This window comes from Coleofasciculus sp. G1-WW12-02 (genome assembly GCF_040219735.1).
In the GTDB taxonomy this organism is placed as follows: Bacteria; Cyanobacteriota; Cyanobacteriia; order Cyanobacteriales; family Coleofasciculaceae; genus Coleofasciculus.
The window spans coordinates 48,753-72,865 of record NZ_JAVJRX010000202.1 but is presented as its reverse complement, the minus strand read 5'-3'; the positions used below and the strand labels follow the sequence as shown (position 1 = coordinate 72,865).

At 45.8% G+C, this 24,113-nt stretch carries 20 protein-coding genes; 3 read left to right on the top strand and 17 right to left on the bottom strand.

What is annotated here, in order from left to right; translation table 11 throughout:
• Together RID09_RS31805 and RID09_RS31800 are read left to right on the top strand one after the other, a co-directional pair.
• Window positions 1-205 (top strand): zinc ribbon domain-containing protein (locus RID09_RS31805; RefSeq protein WP_446337902.1); only part of this gene is annotated, 205 nt, incomplete at its 5' end.
• 205 nt (window positions 206-410) lie between these two features.
• Window positions 411-2,384, top strand: coding sequence for a PP2C family protein-serine/threonine phosphatase (locus RID09_RS31800; protein WP_446339966.1), 1,974 nt, complete (start codon window positions 411-413; stop codon window positions 2,382-2,384).
• A gap of 128 nt (window positions 2,385-2,512) precedes the next feature.
• On the opposite strand, the gene RID09_RS31795 is transcribed toward RID09_RS31800, so the two are convergent.
• From RID09_RS31795 to RID09_RS31730, 14 genes are all read right to left on the bottom strand, one after another.
• Window positions 2,513-3,637 carry a substrate-binding domain-containing protein gene (locus RID09_RS31795; protein ID WP_446339964.1) on the bottom strand — a complete coding sequence of 375 codons (1,125 nt, stop codon included), beginning with the start codon at window positions 3,635-3,637 and terminating at the stop codon, window positions 2,513-2,515.
• Between the two features lie 71 nt (window positions 3,638-3,708).
• Window positions 3,709-4,431 (bottom strand): hypothetical protein, encoded by a 723-nt coding sequence (locus tag RID09_RS31790; protein WP_446339962.1) that lies wholly within the window; start codon window positions 4,429-4,431, stop codon window positions 3,709-3,711.
• Window positions 4,432-4,659: 228 nt separating this feature from the next.
• The gene (locus RID09_RS31785; protein ID WP_446339961.1) at window positions 4,660-6,372 is read right to left on the bottom strand and encodes an extracellular solute-binding protein; all 1,713 of its coding nucleotides are present in this window, start codon (window positions 6,370-6,372) and stop codon (window positions 4,660-4,662) included.
• A 169-nt stretch (window positions 6,373-6,541) separates the two neighbouring features.
• Window positions 6,542-7,945, bottom strand: a complete 1,404-nt coding sequence (locus RID09_RS31780; RefSeq protein ID WP_446339976.1) for an aminopeptidase P family protein — start codon at window positions 7,943-7,945, stop codon at window positions 6,542-6,544.
• A gap of 181 nt (window positions 7,946-8,126) precedes the next feature.
• Complete coding sequence (locus RID09_RS31775; RefSeq protein ID WP_446339959.1) at window positions 8,127-8,342, bottom strand: hypothetical protein; 216 nt, start codon at window positions 8,340-8,342, stop codon at window positions 8,127-8,129.
• A gap of 204 nt (window positions 8,343-8,546) precedes the next feature.
• Window positions 8,547-10,649, bottom strand: coding sequence for an AAA-like domain-containing protein (locus RID09_RS31770; RefSeq protein ID WP_446339957.1), 2,103 nt, complete (start codon window positions 10,647-10,649; stop codon window positions 8,547-8,549).
• 122 nt (window positions 10,650-10,771) lie between these two features.
• Entirely contained in the window at window positions 10,772-12,268 is a 1,497-nt protein-coding gene (locus RID09_RS31765) for a pentapeptide repeat-containing protein (RefSeq protein ID WP_446339955.1), read from the bottom strand.
• A 196-nt stretch (window positions 12,269-12,464) separates the two neighbouring features.
• On the bottom strand, window positions 12,465-13,043 hold the full coding sequence (locus RID09_RS31760) for a general stress protein (protein WP_446339953.1): 579 nt from the start codon (window positions 13,041-13,043) through the stop codon (window positions 12,465-12,467).
• Window positions 13,044-13,249: 206 nt separating this feature from the next.
• On the bottom strand, window positions 13,250-14,008 hold the full coding sequence (locus RID09_RS31755; RefSeq protein ID WP_446339951.1) for a HEAT repeat domain-containing protein: 759 nt from the start codon (window positions 14,006-14,008) through the stop codon (window positions 13,250-13,252).
• Between the two features lie 124 nt (window positions 14,009-14,132).
• Window positions 14,133-14,624, bottom strand: a complete 492-nt coding sequence (locus tag RID09_RS31750; RefSeq protein ID WP_446339949.1) for a GNAT family N-acetyltransferase — start codon at window positions 14,622-14,624, stop codon at window positions 14,133-14,135.
• 182 nt (window positions 14,625-14,806) lie between these two features.
• Window positions 14,807-14,968, bottom strand: coding sequence for a hypothetical protein (locus RID09_RS31745; RefSeq protein WP_446339947.1), 162 nt, complete (start codon window positions 14,966-14,968; stop codon window positions 14,807-14,809).
• Window positions 14,969-15,126: 158 nt separating this feature from the next.
• Entirely contained in the window at window positions 15,127-16,917 is a 1,791-nt protein-coding gene (locus RID09_RS31740) for a sodium:solute symporter family protein (protein WP_446339974.1), read from the bottom strand.
• A gap of 223 nt (window positions 16,918-17,140) precedes the next feature.
• A complete protein-coding gene (locus tag RID09_RS31735; RefSeq protein ID WP_446339946.1) occupies window positions 17,141-17,689 on the bottom strand; it encodes a hypothetical protein in 549 nt (182 codons plus the stop codon).
• Between the two features lie 3 nt (window positions 17,690-17,692).
• Window positions 17,693-18,046: a hypothetical protein gene (locus RID09_RS31730; protein WP_446339944.1), complete on the bottom strand. Its 354-nt coding sequence runs from the start codon at window positions 18,044-18,046 to the stop codon at window positions 17,693-17,695.
• Window positions 18,047-18,399: 353 nt separating this feature from the next.
• Between RID09_RS31730 and RID09_RS31725 the strand changes: the two genes are divergently transcribed.
• Window positions 18,400-20,358 (top strand): BamA/TamA family outer membrane protein, encoded by a 1,959-nt coding sequence (locus RID09_RS31725; protein ID WP_446339942.1) that lies wholly within the window; start codon window positions 18,400-18,402, stop codon window positions 20,356-20,358.
• 297 nt (window positions 20,359-20,655) lie between these two features.
• Here RID09_RS31725 and RID09_RS31720 read toward each other — a convergent pair whose 3' ends face one another.
• The 3 genes from RID09_RS31720 to RID09_RS31710 form a co-directional block, all read right to left on the bottom strand.
• Window positions 20,656-21,009: a slr1659 superfamily regulator gene (locus RID09_RS31720; protein ID WP_446339940.1), complete on the bottom strand. Its 354-nt coding sequence runs from the start codon at window positions 21,007-21,009 to the stop codon at window positions 20,656-20,658.
• Window positions 21,010-21,067: 58 nt separating this feature from the next.
• A complete protein-coding gene (locus RID09_RS31715) occupies window positions 21,068-21,661 on the bottom strand; it encodes a DUF6272 family protein (protein WP_446339938.1) in 594 nt (197 codons plus the stop codon).
• Between the two features lie 333 nt (window positions 21,662-21,994).
• Window positions 21,995-24,112, bottom strand: a complete 2,118-nt coding sequence (locus RID09_RS31710) for a SpoIIE family protein phosphatase (protein ID WP_446339936.1) — start codon at window positions 24,110-24,112, stop codon at window positions 21,995-21,997.
• Window position 24,113 lies beyond the last annotated feature (1 nt).

Genomic DNA, 24,113 nt, shown 5'->3' with positions numbered 1-24,113 from the left:
GTGCAATGTCTGCAAACACATCAGGCGGACAAATCGTCACAAGTCTCGCTTCTGTTGTAAAAACTGTGGCTATCAGACTCACGCTGACCTTAATGCTGCTCTTAATGTCCGAGACGATTACATTCTCTCTTCTACCCAACGTGGGACTGAGGAGCAGGCGTCAGTCAATGCGCCCTATGTTTCGGGCGAGAGTAATCTCGCCTAGTTACAAGCCCCATCCCAAAAGTGGGTGGGGCAGTTGACTATTCTGGTTTATCTTGGGGGTCTGGTATTTATGGTTAGCCCGCCACTACATGAGGTACATTATTTCTTTTTCCAGGATCTCGGTGTATCTGATCAAACCGAAAACGGCTGGAGTTGCGACCGTTGCCAATTCATTCCAGGATTATTTTTAAAGTATTTTTAAGGTTATGAGTACTGAAGAGCCGCAAACTAATCGTTATCTGTGGGCAGTGGGTGCAACGGCTGCATCGCTCCCGGTGGGGGAAATTGTTGCACAACGGTATCAAGTCGTCGCACCCCAAATTTGGCTGGATCTGCACCCAGAGGAGTTACCCCAGGCTCCCGATCGCTTAAATGGCATGTTCCTCCCCTATCTACGCCTGTATCCCCATCGTCTGCACGTTCCGGAGGTTTATGGCGTTTGTTCCGGGGCAGAGTCTGAATCGGATACACCGATTATTTTGCTGGAAAATGTCCCGATCGACAATAAGGGTAAACTCTATCCAGCGATTACTTCACAATGGTCACAAGCCTCGCCTGTACGTCAGATCTATTGGTTATGGCAAATTCTAGAGTTATGGCAACCTTTAGCTGAATTAGGCGTAGCCGCCACCCTGGTTGATCCCGAACAGGTGCGAGTCGAAGGCTGGCGGGTGCGACTGCGGGAACTGGTTAGGAATGGGACGAGTGATTTCCAACCTGTCCCCCTGTCAGTCACGGGTGAAAGAAAAGACTCATCAACAGGTGCGTCTGGAGGTACGACAACCCTACCCCACTCCCGAACTCAGGCGAGTCTACAACAGTTAGGACAATGTTGGGAATCCTGGTGTCACACAGCATCCGTGACGGTGGCGGCTCAACTGCGAGACATCGCCCAGCAAATGCAAACGCCCAACCCCTCCTTTGACGCGATCGCAGTCCAGCTTAATCAGCTTCTTTTGGCTCAATCTTCGCAACAACCCCTGCGTTTAGAGGTAGCTGGACTCACGGATACAGGTCCATTACATGACCACAATGAGGATAGCTGCTACCCTCTGCGATCGGATTTGACCACAGAACCTGCTCCCCTGATTTCCCATCTCTCCATCGTCTGCGATGGTATTGGCGGACATGAAGGCGGCGAAGTCGCTAGCCATATCGCCATGCAGTCGGTGAAAATTCAGGTGCGGGCATTACTAGCTGAGTTACTCGAAGATCCGGAACTCATGAGTCCGGATTTAGTGGCACAACAGCTATCAGCAATTGTTCGAGTTGTCAATAATCTTATTGCCTCCAAGAACGACCAACAAGAACGAGAATCCCGACGGCGCATGGGTACAACCTTAACCATCGCCCTACAATTGCCGCAAAAGGTGATTCAATCGGATAGCGAAGGTAATAGTCACGAACTCTATATTGTCAGTGTCGGAGATAGTCGTGCCTACTGGATCACTCCCGACTATTGCCAACAGCTTACTGTCGATGATGATGTGGCAGCGCGGGAAGTTAGGATGGGTCGCAGTTTGTACCGCCATGCCTTACAGCGCCCTGATTCTGGCGCATTGACCCAAGCGATAGGAACCAAGGAGGCGGAGTCTCTCTATCCCCATGTACGCCGCTTTATTTTAGAGGAAGATGGTTTACTGTTGCTCTGTTCTGATGGGGTAAGTGATAATAATTGGCTGGAGTCTATTTATGGGGATTTCGCCAAAGATGTGTTTAGTGGCAAGCTATCCCTAGAAGCAGCGGCAAAGTTTCTCGTTGATCAGGCAAATCAACGGAATGGTTATGATAATGCTTCCGTTGTTCTCTCCTATTGTGCTGTTTCTCCTCAATATCCAGTGGTTTTGAATTTGGGAGGATTACAACTGGAAAAAAATGCCCCGACTATTGAGTTAGAGACTGAATTGCCAGCCACACAGGAACCTGTTGCTGAGGAGGAAGAGGATGTTTCAGAACCCATAGACGTTGAAACGGTATCCTCTAGTCAGGATTGGTTCAAAATCATCATCGGAGTTTTTGGGATACTTGTGATTATTCTTTCGGCTGGCGCTGCTGTATTTATCGCCCAGTGGCTACTCAATCCCCAAGCGTTCAAACAAATGCGCGATCGCTTCTCGCCTCCCCAACCGATAGAACAGCTTGAGTCTGTACCTGACTCACCGCCTGAATTAGAGGAGTAAGAGACAAATTCAACAATGAACGGTAAACAATCAAAACAAATAACTTGTTATAACATCTTGCGCTATTCTTTTGGAGTCTGTAGTCTACTAACTTGAAAACCCCTGTCAACCTGTGCCAACCTACTTCGTTAATTTGCCCTCTCCCACAACCGTTGAATTTCAGTTAACACTTGCTTATCCGGGGGTGGAATCACGTTTCCAGGGGGATTGATCTGAGCACCTGGAATAGTCTGAGACCAAGGACTATTGGCAACGGTTTGTAAATCGACTGTATTATTAACCGGACGGAAACCGTACTGCACAAACACTTCCTGTTGTGGCGGTTGAGTCAGAAACTCTAAAAATTGTTGGGCAGCTTTTGCCTGACTTTCACTCACATTGCGTCGTACAATGGCTGCGGTAGATACCGTTTCAATCGTCGGATCAAGGTAATAAATTTGGTAGGGTTTGCCTTGATTCGCGGCTGATTGCTGCCAACGATAGAGGGCAATACTTTCATACACGGTAGCCACATCCGCATCATTGGGACCCCGACTAATAAATTCTTGCAGTAATATGTCGGTGGAACGGGGTGGCTGATAGACGGAACGCTTAATTACACTAAATAAAGCATTAATCGCGGGATTGTTTAATCCGGCGCTGCTGAGTGGACGTCCGCCTAATTTAGACTGCGCCCATAGTCCTAACGTTACCTGACCACTATTAGAACGGGTGGGATCTGTCATCAAAAAATCAAAACTGCCCCAATCGTTATTGCCGCCAATTTCTCCCCAGTTTCCGGCTTCCATGGCTTGTTCAACCTGTTGCCATTGGAAACGCCCGTTGGGAAACAGAATATTGCCCCGTTGAGTCCAGGCAATACCCACAAGGATAGTTTTGGCAATAGGTTGAGGCGTATTGTAGAAGGGTTCGCTGTTCTGTTGCGCCTGAATGCGATCGCGTAATTCCTGTACAATCTCGCTACTGGCGGGAATGAGTACCGTAGGCTGGAAGTCGTTCTGGTTATCAATATAGTTATTTACTATATCCTGGGAACCTTGAAACTTGAGTTCTAAGTCAATTCCCGGATTTTCTTCTTCAAACTTGGCTTCTAGACTTTGCAGGGGTTCAGCCAGTTCAGTTCCACTAACCACAACAACAGTCTGGTTGAATCCAGGTAAAGGGGCATAAGTTAAACCTAAAGATACCAGGATAATGCCAATAGAGGTTAACAGCCGGGTTGGGTTTTGAGATTGACGAGTTTGGGTTGCCATTGTTCTGGGGAGAAGGAATTGCTAAGCTGCTACGCGGAAGTAAAAAGTCAAAATTCAAACGTTTACTTGGATTATTTTGTTACCAATAGATCGAAACTCTCTTCTAAACTATGAAGTTCTTCACTCAAGGAAAGGAGTTCCCTGGCTTGTTCAGAGTCATTTAAATCGGCAGTTCTTAGCTTATTTTGGAGTTGCTGCAAAACCCCGGCGGCATCAGCAATCATAGTCGAAAGACTGGTAACTTGGGCTTGACGCGCATCTTGTCCCTGATGCGCTAACTGGAGATTACGCTGCAAGCTTTCTGTAAGTTTGTTAAGTTGGTCTTTAGCAACACCACTGGCTTGGATTTGTTTTTGATTGACCTGTTCGAGTTGTTGTTGTAAATCACTGACGGATAATAGGGAATCAGCCCCTTGGAAGCGTTGAGACAACTGGTCAACTTTAGCAGGCAATTCAGAGGCGCGATCGCACGTATACTGAACGGCGGCGAGTAACTCGACTTCTAAGCCATCGCTTAAGAGTTGAGTAGCCTGCGATCGCAATATCTCCGCTTTCCCTGCTAATGTCTGGGCTTGCTGTTTGACCAATTGCAGTTCCCGCGCCAGTTCCGGGTTCTCTAGATTCAGTGTTTCCGGTTCTTTCGATTTGAGTGCGATCGCGCCGCCTGTAGCAATAACGGCGGCAAATGGTAACATGGCTACGCTGGGTAAGTTAGCCAGACGAACGCCGACAACAAGGACAATTCCGCCAGCGAGTACAGCTAAAGGATAGTTAAGTGGATTTGCCAGTTTCATCGGTTTTGTGTTTTGTATTTTGTGTAGGGGCGGGTTTCACTATTATCGTTTCTTGCCTAACCCAGATGCGACTAAACCCGCCCTGATCAAGTGTTGATCCTTCACAACCTTCTAGGGAACCTGATTTGTAGGGGCGAGTTTAGGGACTAAGTAGGTTGGTGGAAATAAACTCAACCATATTAAGTTATGTAAACAACCCTCAAACCCTTACAAATGACGAATGACCAACTAAAATTCAACCTGCAAATCATTCATAACCGTAGCAATCGTTTCTGGGTCTCCTTTGCGGTAATAGCCCGCATTCAGGTCAGCAATTTTCTTCAGCGCTTGAGGATCAAACTCACCTTCCCTGCCATAACCAATGGTAAAAAAGGCAATTCGCTGATCACTATTAAACCCACTTTTTTGCAATTCTTGTTCCAGTTGATTCAGATTAATCTGAGAACCCGAATCTTCACCATCGGTGAGAATTAGCACAGCATTAATCGCATCCGGGCGCGGATTTTCTTGCAACCAGTTACGGGCATAAAGCGCCGCATCATAAAGTTTAGTCCCTCCATCAGCTTTGAGACCACTAATAAACTCCAAACCGCGATTCCGTCCGGCATCAGTTCCTTCGACTAACACAGGTTCGCGAATTTCCTCATCAAAATCAATGAGGGCAATCTTATCTTTAGACCCTAAACTATTAATATATTTCTGCAATGTATTCTGTACAGCAGGTAACTTATTACCCGTCATCGAACCTGATGTATCCACAACCACAACCACTTGGGACGGTTTCTTTGCCACCTCTTGCCAGGAGGTTAACATTGCCTCAACAACTTCAGGTTGAGGGGGGCGATAGGAATCGTATTTCGCCTGTGGATTAACGCCAAACTCTGGGATAAATTTAGGTCCTAAAGCGACACCTGGGGTTCCAGGGCGCAAACCCAGTTCAGTAGCAATTTGTTGGGCTTCAGGCGATTGCAAATAAGTAACAACCTTCTCGGCGGCGGCTTTTTCTTCCTCACTCACCCAAGGCGCATTGGGGATAATCGCCCGCATATTTGAGGTAAAAGTGGCGTTAGGATAAACGGCTTGGTAACGAGGTTGATTGGGTTGAGGGTTCGCATTCGCCGCAATGACGGAAGACTCATAGACTGAACCCACAGACGCCCAAAAGGGTCCATTTTGTACCATGGCTTGCGCTAGTGAATCGGTGGAAACACCATACCGAGTGATTTTGCTTTGAATTTGCTGAACTTGTGATTCATAGTTCTTAACATCTTCCACCGTTAAATCTTCCGGGCGCTTCCCCGAAACCGCCGCATATTGGGCGACTAAGGTTTGTAAGCCAGAATTAGAACGGGTGGGTGCGGTATGGACGTAGTGAACGGCTAGGGGGGGACTGGCGGGGTCGATATCTTGATGGGTTTCAGCAGTGACTAAGGCTTTGAAGGGATCAGCAGTGTTCTTCAATCCTGTGGCTACATCCTCTTGTGCCATAAATACCATCGGACTATTTACCAGCAGGGGGGAGTCTGTAATCTCCGGGATGTAGTTTTGTCCGGGAAATAGCTGATTCATCCGGTAGATTAGCTGACTTTGATAAATCTCGCCATCCACGGAAATCAAGGTGGGCAATTCAGCAGATTCTGCTTCCAGGGTGCCATTTTTGAGTTGTGAGCCTTGAGAAACCAGGCGGGTGACGATATCGCCACTCCCCATCGATTCACAGGTTAGGCGGATGGCGGTGCCATTATCAAGTTGGGGCTGTTGTTGATTGAATTTTTCCGCCGCTTGGTTGCAGAAGTCTCCCAAGGCGCTACCTGCTAGGAATTTAATCGTCAAACCACCGAAGTTGTCTGGATTCGTGTTACTCCCGTTACAAGCGCTGAGGAGTAGAAGGCTGAGGACAGCCGTAAGGCGAGTGATGAATGGGCGAGGTTGCAGATGCATAAAAGCCTCTACATTAATGACTAGGTATTATAACTCTAGTGTAGGAGCGATCGCGCCTGCTTGAGGAGTTCGTTCGTAGTTCGTAGTAAGGGATGCGAGCCTTTTCGATGGTAAATTGGCGAGGAGGAAGTCGCAGCTACACTTGCCTTGCGTCCGCAAGGTAGGGGGGTTAACTTGATATCATCAGTTGTTCAATTGCATCTGCATCAGTTGGTAAGGCGGCGGTGAGGACTTCGCTACCCCCTTGAGTGACTAAAACATCATTCTCTATCCGAATCCCGCGCACATCAGCAAACTGAGCTAAACGATCCCAATTAACCACATCCTGATACTTAGCGCGTCGTTCTGGATCATTTAAAATAGCTGGAACTTGATAGAATCCAGGTTCAATTGTAACCAGCATTCCCGGTTGCAAGAGTCGATCAAGTCGCAGAAACCCTAAGCCAAAGCGATTGCTCCTGACTCGATTTTCTGCATACCCGGCTAAATCGCCTAAATCTTCCATATCATGGACATCTAAACCAAGTAGATGCCCAACGCCATGAGGAAAGAACAAAGCATGAGCATCCTGTTCCACTAAATCCGAAACCTGTCCCCGCAAAATCCCTAAATCCACTAATCCTTGAGTAATAGTTGCAGCAGCTAATAGATGAATGTCGCGATATTCTACACCCGGATGAACTTTCTCAATACAAGCATTATGGGCGGCTAAAACACACTCGTAAATATCACGCTGCGTCGGCGAAAACTTTCCCGTCACCGGGAAGGTGCGAGTCACATCTGCTGCCCATCCCCTATCCGTTTCTGCCCCCACATCTGCCAGAAGTAAATCTCCAGGTTGCAAGGGGTGGTGATAATGTTCATTGTGCAACACCTCCCCATGAACCGTGACAATACTGCCATAAGCGCAACTCATGTTGTGGGCAAGAATTACTCCTTCCATCGCCCCCCGGATTGTGGCTTCGTAGAGACATTCCGCCGCAACGTCTCTACCCCCAATTGCCTGCATTCCCGCTTTATGAGCAGCTACCGTCACGGCGGCGGCTTTACGTAACTCCGATAATGCCTCAGCATCGTGGCACAGTCGCAAAGAGACAATCGCTTTGGCTAATTCGCGGTCAATTCCTTCTGGGGCGTTAGCAGGGGCGACGAATCGATTTAACAGTTGCCCTTGCTGCTGATATGTTATCACATCTTGCACCGCCAGAGTTGCCGCATCGGCTGTCCTCGATGCTAATTCTGAGACAGGAAAAGCTGCATCAGCACCCATTCTTTGGGCTATTTCCTCTCGTTTGGGCATTTCGCCATGCCAAAGGGTACTGGCTGGCGAGGGTTCATCGATAAATAGTTCTAACCTGCCATCTTTGAGATAAATGACGGCGCCCTCTAGAGGTAAACCTGCAAAGTAGAGAAAATGACTACTGGCGCGAAACGGAAACAGATTTGCCGGAAAATTGCGCGGATGGGAACCTCCCGCCCAGAGAATGACAGGGAAATCGATAAGCTGGGCGAGGCGAACTCTGCGATCGCGCAAGGTGGTTGCTAGGTTACTGTAGTTATGCTGACTCTCCATATTTTGGAGGGTAGCACAAGTTGTGACTAATACCACGTTGCATTCAAAGATATAACTTTCTCTCCCCCTGCTTCCCCTGCTTCCCCTGCCTCCCCTGCTTTTCCTATCTACTATGTTTGAGCGCAACTCGGTATAAATCCCCGGCTTTTGCAAAAAGGAGGTAGTCAATCCGGATTAAGAATCATTCAGGATCATCATCATCAATTGTGTCTATCCCTTCGGCTTCATACTGTTTTTCTGCCTCAGCATCTTGATCAGTATCTGTGGCTGAGTCTTTCTCAGTTAGCTGATTTTCTATTTCTGGTTGCGTAGATTTATTGATGGGTTTTACCAGTCCGCAGGCAGTCATCGTTAAATTGCCCACTATCAGCAGTAATGTCAATGAAGCTAGAGACATCCACAGGGGTTTTCTCTTGTTCGATTTTTTTGAAAACATGAGTCAGCTTTTAACTTAATCATTAATCTAGTCTCAAGGGACGCCAAAAACAATCAAAAAGTTTCGTTTATAAATTGTGTTGTTGCGAATTTATTTTTTATTTAAGACAAGAAATTATGATGGCAAAGACAGCGCAACTACGAACTTAGCTTATGTCAGTACCATTCAACTTAAATCAAAGCGATCGAGGAAATACTGACGGTACAAATTACAACGCGGGGTAACATCATTCCCATGCAGATCCACTAATCCCATTGAGTGTAACTTAAACGCCGCCGCCGATTCTAGGCGTACCGGGGTATTTGCCATGACAACCTGCTGCATAGCCGCCGCGAGTTCTGGATGTTGTTGTAAATTCCATAAATGTCGGCGAAGGTGATCACTGTAAAGTCCTGATTCTGTAGGTGCAGTACCTAAGAGTTCCTCTAAACCAATATCCTGCTGGGCAATATGATAAAGTGCCAATCGTACTAAATAGGGATGTCCAGCCACCATTGCCATAAGTTGCTCAACTTGGTTAAACTGCCAATCAAGTCCATGTAATTTGGCTAAATCAAACACCTGTTGAGGCGTCAACTCAGGTAACTCAACCGATAACCCAACATTAAAAGGCGATTGGTTAATATCCATCGGCACATACACTTCCGTGGAATGCACCACCACTAAGCGCAATTTTTTCCAAATATCACGATTTTTGGCATCCTCATGCCATGCCCGCAACAGCCCAAAAAAGTCAGCCGCAATTTCTGGATATTGGAAGATACAGTCTACTTCATCTAAGCCTAAAACTAAGGGACTATCAATAGTTTCCAATAAATACTCTTCAAAATATGCCGTACAATTATCCTTACTGCCAAAAATATCATCCCAATACTCATTAACTTGATTGGGCAATCGCAGTCGCCGTCCCACGCTGGCACAAAACCAGCGTAAGAATTTATCAATATCAGCAAAAACTTTCCCCTCTGCTAGTTGAAAGCTTAAGGCGACAGTACGATACCTCTGTTGGCTAGCATGATAGAGAATCCGTGCCATGAGGGAGGTTTTGCCCATCTGTCGCGTGGCTTTAATCCGAATCAAAGAACCGGGTTGGATAATGGTATTACAGGTGCGCGTTTCAATGGGAGGACGTTCTACATAAAAGACTGATGCCAAATCCACCTGTCCTTCTGGCAACTCTGGCATAGCCGTGGGTAAGGGATAGTGATCCGCTCTTTCCCAAGCCGAGGGAGTTTCTAGAGTGGTTTCGGGATATTCCTCTGGAGTATCACCCTCTGCCAAAAGACTGAGAACCTCTTGAATTAGACTGGCTGTATCGGCATCAGAATACCATTCCCCCTGCTGAATCCGGTCAAGATAGCCGCGCAGGTGGTAGTTGAGGGGCGAGGTGAGGGGAAAGTTAATCCGGATAGGTAATATAATCGGTTTGCCGTCGGGGTTTGTATTGCGTAATTCCTTTGCCCGTCGCACTTCCTCAATCACCATTTCACTGAGGGCAGATTGTTCTGATAATAACAGCAACAAGTAATCACATTGCTTTAATTCTGCCTCAAGGCGTTGGGGCCAGTTGTCGCCCCAGCGGATATTTTCCCCCGCCATAAATACATCATGACCCCCATCCAATAATGCGGCATAAAATTGTTTGGCTAACCTAGAGTCTGGGTTTTGGTTACGGTAGGAGATAAACACACGTTGATGGCTGCCCATCAGCGGACGAGGCGGTGTAATTTGGTAGACGGGTACAGGTTCGTGAATTCCTCTGAGTTTCCGCAATCCCATATAGGTGATGGGTAAGCGCAACCGCGTTTTCACCACATCGTAAACGGTTTGGGAAATACAAATGCCTCCAGGTGCAGATTCTCTTTGTAACCGTGCTGCCATGTTGACACCATTACCCATGACATCGTTACCGCTAAACAGAACATCCCCTAAATAAATACCAATCCGATGTTTGAGAATATCCCGTTCTGGCAGTTGAGTCGCCGCTGTAGCGAAGGCTGTTTGAATCTCAACCGCACACAAGACGGCTTTTTCCGCACTGACAAAGTACATCAGTAACCCATCACCCAAGGTTTTGAGAACCTGCCCGTCAAAACGCTGACAGAAGCCACTCATCTGCTCAAAATCCCGTTGGATTAGTGACAAGGTATGGGTTTCATCGGCTGCCATTTTGGGCGTAAATGATTCCACATCGGTGAAAACAATGGCAGCTAAGGCATTTTCTCCTCTCAGGTTAAACGGCAGGGCTACGTTTTCAACTGATTCCATGGGCAAGCTGCCGCATCGGTAGATAGACTTGGTTTTAGTCTCTGTATTTCAGTATAGTCTTGTCCTGAGAGTTTCTCCATCTGACTAGGGAGTTCTCTAAAGGTTTTACTTCTCTAAAGGTTTTACTGATATTCTTCTAACGCTGCCAGAAGCACATTGACTAAAGGATGATTAATCAACTCTTTTAATACCTGACTCGGCACGTTTTTTAAGCCTTCAACGACAGAAGCTTTCAGGATCGGATTATTCTCAATCCTCTCTAGTACCTGGAGAACCACCCGCTGTTTTTCCAGAGGTGTATTCGTGGGATAGGTGTGATCGAGTTGTTGGAGTAACTTTTGAATTTTGGTCGCGGTATCGATCAGTCGTTGCTTTTGTTCTAGGGTATAAGGGGGTGCGATCGCACAGTTAAGAGACGGGTAATTTTCCACGGACTCACCCTGATCTGGCGGGTTAGAGGTTAGGGGTTCAACTAAGCGTCTTGCCTCTACATTAATCGTTTGACTTGGATTCACGGTTCTCTCTGCCAACCGTTGCAAAATCTCAGTTAAATTGGCACTCTGCTGACGATAGGCAGCAACTTGCTCATATTTCACCTTTAACTGATAACGATAGTCTTTATCGATCGCCTGGATTTGGGCATCGTACTCACGATTGAGGAAATGCTCAACCTCAATCCGATTGGCATCGATAGGAATGGCAATCCGGATGGTTAATACCCCATCAGGGCGATTTTCTAAAGATTGAATCGTGAGGATGTTACTTCCATCCTGGGCTTGACAGGCTTGAAAGGCGGCAAAGAATGCTTGCCAATCAATACCATTGCGGAAAATTAAATTGACTGTTTCTAAGGGGACTTGAAAAACCCTCGTGAATTCTCCAAGGGCAAAAATTCCCTGATGGGGACGGCGTTCGTTTTGATCGGTTTGTAAATAAATGTACTCACAAATCACCTCAGCTAAATTCGTCCCGCTATTGATGTGCCAGTCTTCCAGACAGGCGGCGGTGAATATGGCTTGGTGAAAATCGGTGTTGAGGGCTTTGCAGCGTTGTAGGTTGGCACCCCGAAGATTGGCTTGAGAGCAATAGGCTTCCTTAAGATTTGCCCCCCTGAGATTCGCACCGACAAGGTGGGCACCACTGAGATTCGCCCCACTCAGATTTGCACCACTGAGATTAGTTCCACTCAACTTAGCGCCAATCAGTTTTGCCCCAACTAAATCAGCACCACTGAGGTTGGCTTTAGTCAAATCAGCGCCACTCAGATAGATGTTATTCAGGTTCGCACCAATCAGGTTAGCACTAATTAAATCAGCACCTCTGAGATCTGCCGCCGTGAGGTTCGCACCAATCAAATCTGCCTGACTCAAATATGCCTCACTCAAAAATGCTTCGCTGAGGTTCGCACCAGTCAGATCCGCTTTACTCAAATCTGCCTGACTCAGGTTTGCCCGACTCAAATCCACGCCACTGAGTTTTGCCCCTTGGATGGCAAAGCCCTTGCCCGTAGCAAAGCAGAGATTGGGTCGGATATCGGGGTGGTGTGCCTTCCACGCATTCCATACCTCCACCCCTTGCCTGAGTAAGGCAAGATAGTCTTCATTCGTCTGTGGAGACATAAAATCTTTAGACAAGCTCCGCTTCACGCATCCGTTGTAGATGGAAGAAACACAATTAACTGAAATGCTTCCATGATAAGGGTTTGGTGAATGGGTTGCCTAGAATTATGCCAAAAAACAAACGGCGAGGACTGATCCCCGCTGTTTCCAAGTTTACTTTATTTATAGGATGAACATTGCCCATCCTTCTATCTGCCTACACTCTACCGCCCATCTGAGGATTGGTATTGACGCCAGGTGCATTATAGACAGCCCAATCCTGAATTCCTCGATTTTGCAAAATAGGTCTCATATTCAGGATCTCGGTTTCACTACCCTCTACAATGACCACGTAATCCCCAACGGAAACTCGTTCGTCATAATGTTTAGCGGCATCTTCAGGTATTCCCCAACCAATCAGGGCACCAACTAAACCGCCGCCTGCGCCACCAATAACGCCTCCTAGAAGAGTATTCGCTAAAATAACGCCTAATTCTGTCGCTACACCGACACCAGGAATTGCCAGTACGCCTAGACCACCAATTAAGCCTAGGATACCTCCTACCGTACCACCAGCCGCTGCACCCGCTTTTGCGCCTTCTCCCGCATGGTTGCCATCGCTTTTATGCAGGTCAGTACCGCCAATTTTGTCGTTGAGACTAGCGTCTTTGGCAATCACAGAAACTCGATTCAGATCAAATCCTCTATCTCTGAGTTCCATGAGCGCATTTTCTGCCTGTTGACGGCTAGGAAAGACACCAATTGCATGTTTTAATTGTGATTGTGCTACAGCCATATTTTTCTCTCTATTTTCTCTCTATTTATGCTTGAGCACCGATAAACCTGCCAGCATGCAGGACTCGGATTAGTGTTGCGTTGTGCTTCTCCTTTCTATTTTGAGAAGCAGGCATAAAAAGTTCATCAGTCTGTAGAGAGAAGCTGTTGATAAGCAATAGGGAATAGGGCGCTGGGGGAGCAAACAAATTACCAATGACCAATCCGCTAAAACAGTCCTTCTAGCTCAAGTTCCTCAATCATCTGTAAGGCACGGGGATCGCCCACTCTCAACAGGGCTGCTTTCCCATCTTCCCGCACGCCCATATCTTCATCTTCGGCAAAGGCTTCAATTAAACCGTCAACCGCACCCGCATAGATAGCATTGGAGGGTAGTTCTCGACAAAGCTGCCCTAATGACCAGGCACAGTTACTGCGTACTGCTGCCATAGGATCTTGTTTTAAGGCGGTAATTAACGGGGGAATACAGGCGACTATATCGTCATAGTCCAACTTCGCCATTTGTGCCAGGGAACTTGCTGCCCACAAACGCACGGCAGAGATATCTGTACATAAGGCATCAATCAAGCTTGGCAATGCTCTGCGATCGCGGCAATTCCCTAATGCCCAAACGACCCCTTTACGCACATAACCATTCCAATCCCGGTTCAGTTGCTCAATTAACGGATCTACGGCTGTCGGGTCGGGATTGCGTCCCAAGGCATAAGCTGCACTGACCCGTACCAAAGGACAGACATCATTTAACAGATTAATCAGATGGGGAATTGCCCGTTTATCTTGAAGTTCACAAAAAGCCCGCGCCGCCAGCATCCGTTGGGGCGTTTGGCCAGCGGTTAGCAGAGCCAGCATCGCTTCTGGATCGGGTTGAGTCGCCTCTGAGTGTTCATCAATTGGCTCTATTTCATCCAGAGGGCTTTCTAGCTCACCTGCCGCCTCGATTAATCTTAGCTCGTCGTTATCATACATATTTTAAAAAATATCTTATTCGACGGTTATTTGTCATTTGTTATTTGTCCTTTGTCAACTTATCCATTACATAATTTTCGCACCCCAAAGCAGGCTCTCCAAGGTCTTTAGAGGGTCACAACGCTTATCCAGAGAACGGTTTTACCATCCAAAGGGACTGGGTTTGGAATCCTAACTTATCATAAAGACGCACAGCCGATGGATTAGACTGAAACACTTGCAACCCAATTTGGCGATCGCCCCGCTCTCTCGCCCAATTCTCCCCATGGCACATCAGCGCCGAACCAATACCCCGACGCCGATGGTCTGGCATCACATACAGCAAAAAAACATGGGCATGGCGATCGCCGGTGACCTGATCAATTGCATTTCCCAGCCACAGACCAGCAACAGGTTGATGTGATGGTGCAGCGTCACCCTCAGGATTGGCTAATTCTACCCACCACAACGGTGTGTCTTGACAAAAATACCGCCTTACCGTTTCTTCTAAATGAGAAAAATCCTGCTGTTGAGAAAAAAGCTCTTGGTAACTGAGTTGAAGAAACTTCAGCAGGGTTGCCTTCTCTAATCGAGAACCAACTCGTAGCTGATAGCCCGGTATTAAAAATGTACGCATCTAACAAAGTAGGTTGAGGCAGCAAGGTTCCAGACGTGCCATGGTGCCTCTGGGAGCGGGGGAGCCTGTAGAGACGTGCCATGGCGCGTCTTAAAGTCTGGAACAGGGGCGGGCGCAAGTCCCATCCCTTATGATAAGAAACGATAGTCGTGAAGGGTCAAAACTCAAAACTCAAAACTCTCTCACTTCCCCAATCCCCTCATGCTAACTGAATTCGTCTCTTCAATAGGTGCAGGCGCTGCCATATCATTGGGCAAAAAGATGCGAGCGCTAACGGCGAGTAATGCGACGACAAAAACTAAGACGATCAGAAAAGGGGCAATATACTGGCGAAAAATAGACATAGGTATGCAGTAGGGTAAAGATTTGTAACGCTATTCTTATCTATTTTAGAATTACTTAGAACATCGGTTTAATCAAATTATCTACTGAAATCCTCCCCAATGGTCACATTCGCTACCTGTAGAATGATAGAGAGACGTTCCGCCGGAACGTCTCTACTCTAAGCATCATAATCCCGATCATCTAATCCTGGTCTGGGTACAGGTAAAGGTTTTTTCCGATTAAGCTGACGCAGCCACATTGCACCACTCACCGTGGCGATGAGGGACACCCAACCCGTCAGGGGTTGCAGCAGCAAAAACCCTCCGATCGCAAACATAGCACCAAATAACAATAAAATGGCAGCAAGTACCCGTTTAATATCCTGTCCCAGGTTTTGCATCGGTAGTAACCCTGTGCTTTCCTGTTGACGTTGCCAACCAGGACCTGCTGGACGAACCTGGCGATAAAACGCCTCCAGAGTCGCCTCAGATTCTGGCGGTGTCACCAACATTGCCGTAATCCATAACACACTGGTAATGGCTGTCGTCACCAACAGACGCAAGCCAAACTCCTCAATCTGGATAACCGGGACAATACTAGTCGTCAACCCCACAATAAACCCACCCAACATTGCCGTCAGTTCAGCCGTCGCGTTGATCCGCCACCAAAACCAGCGTAGAATTAAGACTAAGCCAGGACCTGTGCCAATGGCAATCACTAACCGAAAGACAGTCGCCACATCCTGAGAAAAGAACGCTGCCATAGCCCCCAACGCCGTCACCACCACTGAAGCAATTCGCCCCGCTAATACCAACTCTGACTGTTGAGCATCAGGTTTCATGAAGCGCTGATACAGGTCATTGGTTAAATAAGACGCGCCCCAATTGATAGATGTGGATACTGTACTCATAAACGCAGCCAGTAGAGACGTGACGACTAACCCCAACATCACGGGGGGTAGAAAATCCAACATCAGTTTAGGATAACCCAATTCTCGGTCTGATAAATCGGGATAGACGACAATTGCCACCAGCGCCACGAGTATCCAGGGCCAAGTTCTAACTACATAATGGAGAATATTAAATAACCACGCCGCTTTTTCTGCCTCCGCTTCATCCTTAGACGCCGCCAGACGCTGCACGAATTCCCCACCACCATCACTACGACGAAACGTCCACCACTGGAGAAAGATATAGGCAAAAAAGGTACTGGCGGTAATCCCAGCCGTTTCACTCCAGCGAAAATTATCAGTGATGGGAAAAAAGGATAAGATATCATGTCCAGTTATCTGCTGCACTTTTGGCACAAGAACATGAATTCCACCCACATGATTCACCGCCGCGATCGCGACAACAATTGCCCCAAAAAGTGCTAAAAAGAACTGAAAAAAATCGGTAGTGACCACACCCCAAAGCCCAGCAAAACCTGAGTAAATTAAAACCAGAATGCTAACGCCAACCACACTCCAAATTTTCAGATTTTCTCCCGGTTCAATCCCCAAACTCTGCCAAAGTTCCAGAGCATCCACAACTTTAATCATGGCAAGCATGGCGTAGCCAATAGCAATACAGTTAATCGGTACTGCAAATAAAAATGCTTTGGTTCCCCGCAAGATTGCTGCTGTTCGTCCGCCATAACGCAGTTCAGTCAATTCCGCGTCGGTAATAATTTCCGAACGTCGCCACAATCGGGCAAAGATATAAATCATCACCAGATGAGCAATGCCAAAACTCCACCATTCCCAGTTTCCGGCAATGCCTCGATTACCCACAACCCCGGCAATGTAAAGGGGCGTATCAATGGAAAACGTTGTCGCCGCCATACTTGTACCCGCTAACCACCAGGGGAGCGATCGCCCGGATACGAAAAAATCCACCAAACTCCCTGAAGCTTTGCGAGATAGATAAAGCCCTAAGCCCATTGAACCAATCAGGTAGAGCAAGACAATCAGCCAATCAACCTGTTGCATAGTTTTGCGATAACGTTTGACCTGAGTTGGATATAGTACACCACTTTCGGTCATGTCATTTCACTGGTTAGAGTTTCATTGGCGGAGTTTTTGGTTTAGCTACCGTATCAATTCAGATGAGCAATTGGAATTTAAGCCCCTTATTAAATCTAGATTTTTAGGTTGCAAAATCCGAACAAACAGTTTTACCTATTCCGATAATCAATATCTCCTTCCCCCGTTCTTAAACTAAGCTGTATGTTTTGACGATTTCGCTAATTTCTTCCTTCCTACTGCGATCAATCATTAGTAACTGAACGATAGTCCTTGCAATATGTCTAAAAAATTTGTTTGAAGAACCTATCTGACTGTGAGCAGCTTGATCAAATCTCAGCATACCCGACCCAAATTCTCCAAGTTTTTTTTCAGCTAAAGACTCAATAGCACCATCCAGTACACTTTGGCTGTATTCGCTGGGAAGTCCCAGTCTTATCTGATCGAATTCAGAAGCGATTGATTCAGCATAAATATTTTCATGCTCTGTGGATACTAATATCTCTATTCCAAAACTATCTGAATCATTAGGGATAAATTCAGCTCCCAAAAATCCGTAAAAAAATCTAGCACCAACAGGTATTAGTATTTCGACACTTCCTCTTTTATTTTTGTTTTTTTTTGTTAATCCATTTGCGATATTTTTCGATATAATCTCAGTTGCGGGATATATAGCTCGTGGGTTTTCGTCAATCCAGACACGGGCTTGTACATGACGATCTAGTTTAATAGTTTGCATCTTTTATTCAATACCCCAGAATTTTTTCCAATTTGAATTAAAATCATCAGGGAACGCTAATATCACATCGGGATGATAAAGACTAAATGGTGACACTTCATAGTCCTGAATAGCTTGGTTGTGAGCTGCTGTGTAGGTATATCCATTTGCCATTAATTCAGCTTCTTTTAGTTCGTGAAAATAAAAACACGCATCTGCCCCACTAATTTTTTGATTATTATCTAAAGCTTGCTGTAGTCTTTTGATCATAATATCATTAGGCTGCCAAGGGTGGAATTCTTCTTCAATATGTTTCTTTATAACTTCTATTCTTTCTTTCTCAACAATAAACTCTTGCTTTTCTAATTTGCCAAACAAGGTAACTTTGGTGTAATGGTAAACAATAGCAAGAAGTAGGACACCACACGAGTGATATATCTAGTTTGTCATAAAGTTAATAAATATATGTCAAACTCCGCAACGATGATTTCCTAAAGAGCAGGCGCTCTCCTAATTCTGACAGTTAGTAGGTAGGGCTTGGGTTCCAGTATTGTAGCAGCAAAATCCACCCAGATCGAGTACAGCCGCAGCAGAAAGGATTGAAGTCCTGAACTTATTGTGTCAGATACAAAGGTGGCACATCTGTTGGAACTTCACGGGTTCAGCCTCGGTCAGGTTAACCAAACGTAAAACTTTCTTTACCAACGAACAGGACGATTGAGGCTAATTTTATGCTATACAAAGCTGTTGCTTTTTCCACTTTGGCTGTGCTTGTCGGTGGGGACTTAACTAACCCAGTCAACGCTACTCCAGATCCCACAACTGCTAACCCGCCGTCGGAAACCAGAAACTATGTTGTACCGACAGAAGCCGCCCCAGCAACGCCTTCCCCTAGAACCGTCGCCTCTCCAGAAGCGACGCCAACCCCAGAATTTGCCCAATCTGTTCCCACATTTAATCAATCACAACCGTCTAACGATTTAGTGGTCCTCGCTACAGACGTGCAAGTCGTTGGTGTGTCTGAAGAATTGCAGCAGCTTGTCTTAAAAACGATTAGAACTCGTCCGGGGGGTCAAACCAGTCAAAGCCAATTGGCTCAGGATATTCAAGCAATTTTAGATACAGGCGTATTTGCCAACGCCACTGTCACGCCAACCGCTAACTCCACTGGCTGGGAGGTGGTTTATCAGGTTGAACCCGTTATCGCGCGATCGCTACAACTTTCGGGTAACCAGGTTCTCACTCCAGACGTTGCTAATTCTATTTTTAATCCTCAATTGGGTCAACCCGTTAGTCCCGCTAGCCTACGTCAAGGCTTACAAAAATTAGAAGCATGGTATAAAGACAATGGCTATATCTTGGCACAGGTTTTAGACGTGCGATCGACACCGGATGGTGTGATTACCGTTGAAGTGGCTGAAGGCGTTGTCGGTGACATTAATTTCCGCTTCCTAGACGAAGAGGGCGAACCCACAGACGGACGAACTCGCCAGGATTTCATTGATCGCGAATTGAGCCTACAACCGGGTCAAGTCTTTAATGTTGAGGTTGTGCGCCAAGACTTGCAACAACTTTACCAAATGGGATTATTTGAGAAGGTGGACATTTCCCTCAATGGCGATGCGACAAATGTGGATGTTATTTATAATCTCATCGAACGCCCAGCCCGTGGGGTAAATGCAGGGGCAGGATATAGCAATGATAGCGGTGTTTTTGGCACTCTCAGCTATAACGACTTCAATCTCGGCGGTGTGAACCAAAAAGTCGGACTGAATGTGCAGTTTAGCCGTCGGGACTTGCAGTTTAATGGCAACTATGGTAGACCATATCGCGCCAGTAATCCGGAACAACCGGGATATGAGGTGAATACGTTTCGACGTCGTACTGTATCCCAAACCTTCGATGATGATGTTGATCTCGCCAATGGGGATGATCCTCGTGAAGGACAGTTTGGGGGTGGTGTAACCCTATCCAAACCCGTGAATCAGGAATGGGATGCGTCGGTGGGAGTCAACTATACCCGTACCAGTATCCGCGATAGTAACGGCAAAATTAATGCGGTTGATGAATTAGGCAATCGTCTCTCCTTTAGTGATAACGGAATTGATGATTTAGTTACTGTCTCCGCCGGAGTGACGCGAGACAAACGAGACAATCCCGTCAATCCTACTCAAGGTTCTTTGGCTCGTCTGAGTACAGAACAGTCTGTACCGATTGGTAATGGTAATATTTTGATGAATCGGCTGGAGGCGAACTACTCCCAGTATGTTCCCGTTGATGTATTTAATAACAATACTCAAGAAGTCTTGGCATTTAACGTTCAGGGAGGAACTACGATTGGTGACTTACCCCCCTACAACGCCTTTAACCTCGGCGGTCAAAATTCGGTGCGAGGCTACGATACAGGAGATGTCGGCACAGGGCGCAGTTATGTGTTAGCGTCGGCGGAATATCGAATTCCCCTATTCAATCCAGTTGGCGCCGTTGTCTTTGCCGACTTTGCATCTGATTTGGGTTCTGGTGAAACCGTACCTGGAGAACCGGGTGTGGTGCGGGGTAAACCGGGAATAGGGTTTGGTTATGGTGCTGGATTGCGTGTTAATTCCCCCGTGGGTGTCATTCGCGCCGATTTAGGATTTAATGATCAAGGAGATAGCCGACTCCAGTTTGGTTTGGGTCAACGGTTCTAAGCTTTAAGCAATGGTGCGTTACGCTTCGCTAACGCACGATGGCGGCGTGACCTAGCTAAAATGGTGCAATAGATTGGCTTCGTAGTGAGGGCTTTAGCCCTCTCCAGCTAGGTTAACAAACACAGTCCTATTTTAGTTGGGTCACGGCACTACAATTTAGCTTACCCTTGAATGGTGCAAGATGTAAGTATAACCTAGTCCTTGTCAAGCGGACGAAAGTTTGTGTAGCAGCGATTTTAATCGCCGTGGAAAAAAGGGGGGTTATTTCAATTTTTTGCTATAAATCCGTGCTGTCAATTACTCCAACTCCAACTTTAATCCTGGCATTAATCGCTGCAAATTCTTTAAGGATTTTCCTTGCCAAGGAATTTGGTCAGAACCTTTAATTTCAATCTGGATAGTCTTCTTCTTGCGTACATTCAGGACAAATTTTGACAACATGCTAATCCCCGAACTATTGAGAAATTCTAGCTCCCGCAGGTTTAACGTAATCAGGGAATGGTTTTGCTGAATCATCTCATCGAGGATTTTGACGATGGGTTCGTACTCTTTCATCCCACCCAGTCGCAGTGACCCTTTAAAGTAGACGGTTGCTGTTTCTGGATCACCAATTACTTGGTAGTTTTCACCCTGAATTTCTTGCTTTTCCATAAATACATCTGCTCCTAAGACTACACATTTCAAGTAAGACTGATTAAAGGTTTCAATTCTATACCTTAAGTTGCACCATTGTTGTCACCGTAATCACTTCTGGTTCTTTTTGAACGGTTTCAAATTTCCAACCTAATTTGGCAAAATAATCATTTTTCATGGTTAGTAGCCCCAGCCCAGAAGTCCCCCCACTTTCATCTTCAGCACTTTTTTCTAACTGATGGATATAGAGTTCATCCAGATCGGATTCTAGTAGTTCTTTAATGAAGGATTGGAACTTATCCACAGATTGATGAGAAACACTATTAGTTGCCAACATAACCAACGTTATTTCTGCCGCCACCTCTAGTATATGTAGCCCAAACTTAATCGGATAGGAAGAACTATCGTCATTAAACTTCATCGCATTTTCCAGTAGCTCATTAGCAATATAACTCACCGCTCCTTTTATTTCTACCCGCTTTCCCTCAGGGTCGGGATCTTCGTCAATAGCGGGAAAAAATGTAGTTAAGTAATCAGCGACAAAATCAGCCGATAAACCATTGTTGCGCCAGCGTTGCTGAATGGGAATGGAGCTTGGTGAAAAGCCAAGAATTAAAAACTCATGTTCATTAGAAAGACGTTCATGAAATTCTCCGAATATCTTATGCATAGCCATCAATTACTAATTAAAAGACTTAATTTATTCATGATTTCATCAAGAATGTTCTGATAATCTTGGGGGTTAATTATTCATGAGATTTGACTAAAGGATAGACAGGAGGAATTGGAAAATAGGGGCGTTCCATGATTAAAGGAAATTAATATAACTTGCCAATCGGTTAATATCCATGATCAATCAGCGCTCCTGGAATAGCAGCAACCTTCCAGGAGGGATATACTCTCATGATCTCACAAAATTGCTCTCTTTCATAGAGTTCTTATTTTATCTGTATAGAAAAAATACTATCGCCAACGTCTAACTGTACCCGGAATCCCAAACTATCTATTTTTGTTTGAGTACCAATAGTGTGATATCGTCGTAAACCTTTTGAGAACCAATATGTCGCCGCACATCATCAATCACGATTTGTTGAATCGCTTCTGCTGCACCTTGCCAATTTTGACTGACAATTTGACATAACTGTTCTAAACCGTACTGTTTTCCCTCCATATTTTCGGCTTCGGTAATGCCATCGGTATATAGCACAATACCATCTCCAAACTCTAATTGCACGGAAACGTGACTGATAAACTGAGTGATTTCCTCATCCAAGCCAATCGGAAAGCCTAAATCTATCGTATCGACTCGCTCAATCTCACCCGATGCTCTCACGACTATAATCTCTTCATGCTGTCCGCTAATGCTGATTCGTCCGCCGCAATAGTTTAAGATTGCTAAGGTCATATTCCGGTCGGAGTTCATTCGCTCAACATTGTGATAAATGGTGCGGTTGATAACATCCAAAAATTTAACCAAGTCAGTTTCCTGCATTTCCTGAAGGGTTCTAATTGCCGTTTGTGCCATCAGCATAACTACACCACTTTCCAACCCATGTCCAGCCACATCACCAATGCCAATCGTCACAACATCATCGTGATGGAGAATATCATAATAGTCTCCTCCCACTTCGTCAACGGGTTCCATAAACCCCGCAATATCTAATCCTTCAATTGCTTCTAATTCTGCTGGCTTGGGTAAAACCATTTGTTGTAACTGTTTGGCGACATCGAGTTGGGCGCTCATGCGGAGGTTTTCGGCTTTAAGACGTTGGTTGAGGGCGCGAATTTCGCCATTGGCTTGAGCCAGTTGAGCGGTTCTTTCTTCTACTTTTTCTTCTAAAGTTTCAAAGGACTCATGAAGCTGTTTCGCCATGCTGTTAAAGGATTTAGCCAACTCTCCCACTTCATCCGAACGATTAATCTCGACGATTTTTTCCCATTTTCCTTTAGCAATCTCTTTGGCAGCCGTATTCAGGGATAAAATGGGTTGAGTCACCCATCGCGCTGTGAGAATACCCAGAATTGTAGCCACCCCTAAAGCAGCAAGACAGAGCAAAATAGTGGTGCGAGTATTGGCGGTAATTTGTGCCATGAAGTCCGCTTCGGGAACCCGAACCACAATCAACCAGTCTAACCCCTGTACATCGGTTAACGGTGAGACTTGTACCAGTTGTGTTTTATTGTTGAGTTCAAAGGCAAATTGTAGAGGTTGATTAATTTGATTGAGATTATCAACCTGTTGGAATAGTTCTTGAGTCGTCAATTTAATACTGGGCTTTTGGCTATTCAGAGCATTGAGGCGAATCGGTACTGAATTAGTGGAGATATAAGGAAGTTCATCGGTGGAACTAGCAACGATGTTAGCTGAACGTTCAATAATAAAGGCTTGTCCAGATTTGCTAATCTCTAAGTTCCGTAAAAAGCCACTAATTTGAGATAAAATTAAATTCGTCCCCAAAACTCCTTGCAGCGTTCCTTGTTGGTCATAAATTGGCGTCGCAGGCGTAATTTGCAAAATACCTAAATCGGCAGAAATATAGATGGAACTCCAGGTTTGGGTTTGCGCTTTCAGGGTTGCTTGATACCAGGGGCGAGTACGGGGGTCATAGTCTTGGGATTTGAGCAACTCAGTCCGCTCTCCATCCTCGTCTAGAGCATAAATCAGCCGTTTAGGGGCGGTGGCGCGATCGCGAAACTTCACCACTTTGCCACCATCCCTATATTCTTGCACACCAATGAAATTACCGTCTTGATCCCCTAAGAAAATATAATCAACAGCATCCGACAGTTGGATATCCGACCAAAACTGTTGCTGCAAGCTGGTAAAATTATTAATATCTAGATTTCCATTACGGATTGATGATACGGTTATAGCCTGCATAAAGTGTGGCGTTTCTAAATAATTTTTTAGGTGTTGATTAATCCGCTCTGTTACCCTAGTGCTTAACTGAATAGCGAGTTCATTGACCGCTTTTTGTCCCGTGCGAAAGGACAGGTATCCAATTAATCCCACTGTAGCAAAGATTTGCACTACAAAAGGAACGACCAAAACCATGGGTAGTGGCACACTGCCTGATGTTTGGCTAACTAAATGTTTTATTTTCCTAAACATTATAAACATT

Excerpts from the sequence above, each read along its gene's own strand:
- RID09_RS31800 (WP_446339966.1), top strand. The coding sequence starts at position 411 with ATGAGTACTGAAGAGCCGCAAACTAATCGTTATCTGTGGGCAGTGGGT.
- RID09_RS31795 (WP_446339964.1), bottom strand. The coding sequence starts at position 3,637 with ATGGCAACCCAAACTCGTCAATCTCAAAACCCAACCCGGCTGTTAACC.
- RID09_RS31790 (WP_446339962.1), bottom strand. The coding sequence starts at position 4,431 with ATGAAACTGGCAAATCCACTTAACTATCCTTTAGCTGTACTCGCTGGC.
- RID09_RS31785 (WP_446339961.1), bottom strand. The coding sequence starts at position 6,372 with ATGCATCTGCAACCTCGCCCATTCATCACTCGCCTTACGGCTGTCCTC.
- RID09_RS31780 (WP_446339976.1), bottom strand. The coding sequence starts at position 7,945 with ATGGAGAGTCAGCATAACTACAGTAACCTAGCAACCACCTTGCGCGAT.
- RID09_RS31775 (WP_446339959.1), bottom strand. The coding sequence starts at position 8,342 with ATGTCTCTAGCTTCATTGACATTACTGCTGATAGTGGGCAATTTAACG.
- RID09_RS31770 (WP_446339957.1), bottom strand. The coding sequence starts at position 10,649 with ATGGAATCAGTTGAAAACGTAGCCCTGCCGTTTAACCTGAGAGGAGAA.
- RID09_RS31765 (WP_446339955.1), bottom strand. The coding sequence starts at position 12,268 with ATGTCTCCACAGACGAATGAAGACTATCTTGCCTTACTCAGGCAAGGG.
- RID09_RS31760 (WP_446339953.1), bottom strand. The coding sequence starts at position 13,043 with ATGGCTGTAGCACAATCACAATTAAAACATGCAATTGGTGTCTTTCCT.
- RID09_RS31755 (WP_446339951.1), bottom strand. The coding sequence starts at position 14,008 with ATGTATGATAACGACGAGCTAAGATTAATCGAGGCGGCAGGTGAGCTA.
- RID09_RS31750 (WP_446339949.1), bottom strand. The coding sequence starts at position 14,624 with ATGCGTACATTTTTAATACCGGGCTATCAGCTACGAGTTGGTTCTCGA.
- RID09_RS31745 (WP_446339947.1), bottom strand. The coding sequence starts at position 14,968 with ATGTCTATTTTTCGCCAGTATATTGCCCCTTTTCTGATCGTCTTAGTT.
- RID09_RS31740 (WP_446339974.1), bottom strand. The coding sequence starts at position 16,917 with ATGCAACAGGTTGATTGGCTGATTGTCTTGCTCTACCTGATTGGTTCA.
- RID09_RS31735 (WP_446339946.1), bottom strand. The coding sequence starts at position 17,689 with ATGCAAACTATTAAACTAGATCGTCATGTACAAGCCCGTGTCTGGATT.
- RID09_RS31725 (WP_446339942.1), top strand. The coding sequence starts at position 18,400 with ATGCTATACAAAGCTGTTGCTTTTTCCACTTTGGCTGTGCTTGTCGGT.
- RID09_RS31720 (WP_446339940.1), bottom strand. The coding sequence starts at position 21,009 with ATGGAAAAGCAAGAAATTCAGGGTGAAAACTACCAAGTAATTGGTGAT.
- RID09_RS31715 (WP_446339938.1), bottom strand. The coding sequence starts at position 21,661 with ATGCATAAGATATTCGGAGAATTTCATGAACGTCTTTCTAATGAACAT.
- RID09_RS31710 (WP_446339936.1), bottom strand. The coding sequence starts at position 24,112 with ATGTTTATAATGTTTAGGAAAATAAAACATTTAGTTAGCCAAACATCA.